Source organism: Dactylosporangium sp. NPDC005572, assembly GCF_040605515.1.
Lineage (GTDB): Bacteria > Actinomycetota > Actinomycetes > Mycobacteriales > Micromonosporaceae > Dactylosporangium.
Window position 1 is genome coordinate 66,699 of the sequence record NZ_JBEXCY010000038.1, and the last position, 4,794, is coordinate 71,492.

A 4,794-nucleotide genomic window follows, 5' to 3' on the forward strand; every position below is an offset into this window, starting at 1 on the left:
CGGCGTGCCGAAGGCTGTGCGCAGTGCGGAGAGCGCTGCGTCGGGAGAGGGTGGGGGTGGGGGTGCCCGGCGGGCGCGCGCGACAGCAGCGCGCCCGCCGGGGGGTGCGTGGGTCAGCCGCCCAGGCTGGCTGCCGCTGAGGCGATCGCCGAGGCGAAGGTGCTCACCTCGGTGTAGACGCCCGGGTAGTTCGGGCGGGCGCAGCCGTTGCCCCAGCTGACGATGCCCACCTGGATCCAGGCGTTGCTCGCGTTGCGGCGGAACATCGGGCCGCCGGAGTCGCCCTGGCAGGTGTCCACGCCGCCCGCGGTGTAGCCGGCGCAGATCTCCTCGCTCGGGATCAGGTCCGGGTAGGAGTTGTCGCAGGTGGAGTCCGCGACGAACGGGACGGTGGCCTTCAGCAGGTAGCGCTGCTGGGCGCCGCCCTCGCGCGCGGCGCCCCAGCCGGCGACGGTGAAGGTGCCGGAGTTGTACGCCGTCGTGGTGGCGATCGGGAGCGTGGCGAGGCTGGTGACCGGGGTTGCCAGGCGGATCAGGGCCCAGTCCTTGCCGTTGCCGTTGTAGCCGGGGGCCCGGTACACGTAGTTGGACCGCACCGTGATGCGGCTCGACGACTGCAGGTCCACGACGCCCAGCGTCGCGGTGATGCTGGTGTTCGTGCCGGTGCCGCCGACGCAGTGGGCGGCCGTCAGGACCAGGCGCGAGCTGTACAGCGCGCCGCCGCAGCCCATCGACAGGCGGACCATGAACGGGAACTCGCCCTGCGCCGCTCGGGTGCCGCCCACGACGTTCTCGGCGGCGTGCGCGGTGCCCGGCAGGACGCCGGCGGTGGCGGCCACCGCGGTGAGCACCGCGAGCAGCCACCGCACCGGCGAGCGGCGGGTGGGCGGGAGTGTACGAACCATCCGGGAGCCTCCCCAACGAGTTGGATGTTGGAGAGGAGGATATCCATCAATTCGATATCGATGGATATATCGGATGGCTCATACCGGCGACACGGCGGCGACCACCGCCGTCTCGGTCTCCGGGTCGGTGACGACGCGCGGATCCAGGCCGGCCGCCGACAGGATCTCTCGCGCCGCGGCCAGCTGCGGTACACCCGCCTCGGTCAGCAGCGTCCCACCGGAGGCCAGCCACGCCGGCGCCTCGCGGGCCACCCGGCGCAGGACGTCCAGGCCGTCCGGGCCGCCGTCCAGGGCCGCCCGCGCCTCGTGGACGCGGAACTCCTCCGGGAGGTACACGATCTCGGCGGTGGGAACGTACGGGACGTTCGCCAGCAGGAGGTCGACGGTCCCGCGCAGGTCCTGCGGCAGCGGCTCGAAGAGGTCGCCGCAGTACACCGCGGCGGACAACGAGGCCAGGTTCCGGCGGGCGCACTCGACGGCGCGCGGGTCGACGTCCGTCGCCACCAGGCGCACCGCCGGGTGGTCCCGTGCGACCACGAGGCCGAGCGCGCCGGTGCCGCAGCACAGGTCGAGCACCGTCCCGACCGGCATCAGGGAGCGGGCCGTGGTGGTCAGCAGCTCGGTACGGTGGCGGGGGACGAACACGCCGTCCGTCACCGCGACCCGGACGCCGGCGAAGGTGGCCCAGCCGAGGACGTGCTCCAGTGGGGCGCCGGCGACGCGGCGAGCGATCATGGACTCGAGATGGTCACCCGAGCGGGCCTCGGCGTGCAGGAGCGCGGCCTCGTCCTCGGCGAAGACGCAGCCGGCCGCCCGCAGGCGGGAGACGGTCGCGGAGATCGACGACACAAGGGAGGCTACCAAGCCATGCAGCGCACCATGCGGGCCGTCGTACTCAGCGGGCCCGGGCCGGTCGAGCACCTCCAGGTGACCGAGCTGCCGATCCCCGAGCCGCCGCCCGGCTGGGTGCGGATCCGGGTCGAGGCGTTCGGGCTCAACCGGTCCGAGCTGCACACCCGGCTCGGCCTCGCCGAAGGCGTCACCTTCCCGCGGGTGCCGGGCATCGAGGCGTCGGGGGTCGTCGACGACCCGGGCGGTACCGACCTGGAGCGGGGGCAGCAGGTCGTGACCATGATGGGCGGCATGGGGCGGACGTTCGACGGCGGCTACGCGCAGTACACCGTCGTGCCCCGCCGGCAGGTCATACCGTTCGAGTCCGCGCTGCCGTGGGAGGTGATCGGCGCGGTGCCCGAGACGCTCCAGACCGCGTACGGCGCCCTGACCGTCGGGCTCGACCTCAGGGAGGGCCAGACGCTGCTGGTGCGCGGGGGAACGTCGTCGGTCGGGCTGGCCGCGACCGCGCTGGCCCGGGACCTGGGCGCCACGGTACTGGCGACGACCCGCAACCCCGGCCGGCTGGCAACGACGGGCGCCGACCACCCGATCGTCGACGACGGCAACGTCGCGGAGCAGGTCCGGCGGATCTTCCCCGAGGGCGTCGACGCCGCGCTGGAGCTGGTCGGCACGCCGACGCTGCCGGACACGCTCAACGCCGCCAAGGTGCACGGCACGGTGTGCTTCGCCGGGATGCTGTCCAACGAGTGGCTCGTGCGCGACTTCTACCCGATCGGGTACCTGCCGCGGGGCGTGCGCCTCTCGGCGTACGGCGGGGAGAGCGACGACCTGCCCCAGGAGGTCCTCCAGCGCTGCCTCGACCGGATCGCTTCCAACAAAATGTCGCTGGGCCCGGTCCACACCTACCCGCTCGACGACATCCGGCGGGCGCACACCGACCTGGAGCAGGGAACGAAGGTCGGCAAGCTGGTCGGGATCACGCGTTGAGATAGGCCAGCACGGCCAGCACCCGGCGGTTGTCGTCCTCCGACGGCGGCAGGCCCAACTTGGTGAAGATGTTGTTGATGTGCTTGCCGACGGCCTTCTCGGTCACGTAGAGCCGGCCCGCGATCGCCACGTTGGAGCGCCCCTCGGCCATCAGCCCGAGCACCTCCCGCTCGCGCGGGGTGAGGGCCCGGGTTGGCGCGCCGGCATTGCGGGCCAGCAGCTGCGAGACCACCTCCGGGTCCATCGCGGTGCCGCCCTGGGCGACCCGCCGCACCGCGTCGACGAACTCGGCGACGGTCGCGACCCGGTCCTTCAGCAGGTACCCGACGCCGCCGCGGCGGTCGGAGAGCAGCTCCCGCGCGTACAGCTGCTCGACGTGCTGCGAGAGGACGAGCACCGGCAGGCCGGGCGCCTCGGCGCGGGCCGCGATCGCCGCGCGCAGCCCCTCATCGGTGAACGTCGGCGGGAGCCGCACGTCGACGACGGCCACGTCGGGGCGGTGGGTGAGCAGGGCCGCGCGCAGGTCGGTGCCGTTGTCGACCGCCTCGACGACCTCGAACCCGTACGCGGTCAGGAGCCGGATCAGCCCGTCGCGGAGAAGGGCGAGATCCTCGGCGATGACAACTCGCACGGCAGCTCCATCGTCAGCACGGTCGGGCCGCCGGCCGGACTGTCGACGCTCAGGCTGCCGTCGAACGCCCCCAGCCGGCGTTGGACACCGGCCAGCCCGGAGCCGGCACGCGGGTCCGCGCCGCCCACGCCGTCGTCACCGACGGTGATGTAGATGGCGCCTCCGAGGTGGCTCAACGATACCCAGGCCGTCGAAGCCCGGCTGTGCTTGACCACGTTGGCGAGCGCCTCGGCCACCGCGAAGTAGGCCGCCGACTCGACCGGCGCCGGCGGGCGGCCGTCGATGTCGGCCTGGACGGCCACCGGGAGCGGCACGGTGAGCGCGAGCGCCTCCAGGCCGCCGGCGAGCCCCCGCTCGGCGAGCACCGGCGGGTGGATGCCGCGGACCAGCCCGCGTAACTCGGCGAGCGCCATGCCGCTCGCCTCGCGCGCCTCGGCGATGAGCGCCTGCGCGGCCGCCGGGTCGCTGGTCACCAGGTCCTCGGCCATGCCGAGGCTCATGCCGAGGGCCACGATGCGGGCCTGCGCGCCGTCGTGCAGGTCGCGCTCGATGCGCCGCAGCTCGGCCGCCTGCGCGTCGACGACCTGCGTGCGCGTCTCGGTGAGCCGGTCGACGCGCCGGGTCAGCTCGGCGCTGTGGGTCGGGCCGAGGAGTGAGCGGTCGTACTGCGCGAGCGCCCACAGCAGCCAGGGCCCCGCGTAGAGCGCGCCGGCGGTGATGAGCGCGCCCTGCAACGGCACCGTCGTGAAGTCCAGCGCGTTGCGCAGCGGCCACGTGACGCCGTAGCCGAAGCCGTCGTCGGCCGCGCTGACGATCACCGGCACCAGCAGTACACCTTGGAGTCCATAGGCCAGCAGCACCGGAGCGAGCAGGCCGGTGACCAGGCCGACCGGCGCACCGGCGAGGAGCCACAGCAGGTCGCGCCACGTCGCCGGGTCGCGCACGAGCCACAGCCAGCGCCGCGGCGAGCCGATGAAGGCCTTCGGCGGCATCGGCCGGTAGGGCCGGGGGATGTCGATGCCCGACCAGCGGCCCGCGAGCGTGCGGCGCAGGTCGGCGTAGCGCCGGACGAGCAGCTGCACGAGCGGCGCCAGGACCAGCCCGAGACCGACGATCGTGAGCAGGAACGAGACCAGGCTGAGGATGAGCAGCAGGATGTTGAGCGGCCAGGCGATGATGCCGAGCAGCGCGACCCGGCCGACGGCGGTCAGTCCCCGGCGGATGAACGGCACGGCTGCTCTCATGCCGTCCATTCTGGCCCGGCGGGGACCGCGCGTCGGTAGGTCTAGCCCTACTGTTGCGTGACCGCGCGGGTAAAGAGCGCGTGGGCCGGGCCGTGCTCGGTGCTGTCGAGAATGGTGCGCACCCGCACGGTCGTGCCGTCGTGCAGCTGCAGCTCCCAGCGGAAGCGCAGTC

At 73.5% G+C, this 4,794-nt stretch carries 5 protein-coding genes; 1 reads left to right on the plus strand and 4 read right to left on the minus strand.

Annotated features, from left to right (window positions below):
* Positions 1-113: 113 nt before the first annotated feature.
* Positions 114-905 (minus strand): serine protease, encoded by a 792-nt coding sequence (locus ABZS66_RS20685; protein ID WP_354759915.1) that lies wholly within the window; start codon positions 903-905, stop codon positions 114-116.
* A 78-nt stretch (positions 906-983) separates the two neighbouring features.
* The gene (locus ABZS66_RS20690) at positions 984-1,769 is read right to left on the minus strand and encodes a putative protein N(5)-glutamine methyltransferase (RefSeq protein WP_354759917.1); all 786 of its coding nucleotides are present in this window, start codon (positions 1,767-1,769) and stop codon (positions 984-986) included.
* Positions 1,770-1,772: 3 nt separating this feature from the next.
* On the opposite strand from ABZS66_RS20690, the gene ABZS66_RS20695 reads away from it, so the two are divergent.
* A complete protein-coding gene (locus tag ABZS66_RS20695; protein ID WP_354759919.1) occupies positions 1,773-2,747 on the plus strand; it encodes a zinc-binding dehydrogenase in 975 nt (324 codons plus the stop codon).
* Here the strand turns inward: ABZS66_RS20695 and ABZS66_RS20700 are convergent.
* Together ABZS66_RS20700 and ABZS66_RS20705 are read right to left on the minus strand one after the other, a co-directional pair.
* Positions 2,737-3,378, minus strand: coding sequence for a response regulator transcription factor (locus ABZS66_RS20700; protein ID WP_354759921.1), 642 nt, complete (start codon positions 3,376-3,378; stop codon positions 2,737-2,739). The genes ABZS66_RS20695 and ABZS66_RS20700 overlap by 11 nt on opposite strands.
* Positions 3,330-4,622, minus strand: coding sequence for a sensor domain-containing protein (locus ABZS66_RS20705; protein ID WP_354759923.1), 1,293 nt, complete (start codon positions 4,620-4,622; stop codon positions 3,330-3,332). The genes ABZS66_RS20700 and ABZS66_RS20705 overlap by 49 nt, the downstream gene beginning before the upstream one ends.
* Positions 4,623-4,794 lie beyond the last annotated feature (172 nt).

Excerpts from the sequence above, each read along its gene's own strand:
- ABZS66_RS20685 (WP_354759915.1), bottom strand. The coding sequence starts at position 905 with ATGGTTCGTACACTCCCGCCCACCCGCCGCTCGCCGGTGCGGTGGCTG.
- ABZS66_RS20695 (WP_354759919.1), top strand. The coding sequence starts at position 1,773 with ATGCAGCGCACCATGCGGGCCGTCGTACTCAGCGGGCCCGGGCCGGTC.
- ABZS66_RS20705 (WP_354759923.1), bottom strand. The coding sequence starts at position 4,622 with ATGAGAGCAGCCGTGCCGTTCATCCGCCGGGGACTGACCGCCGTCGGC.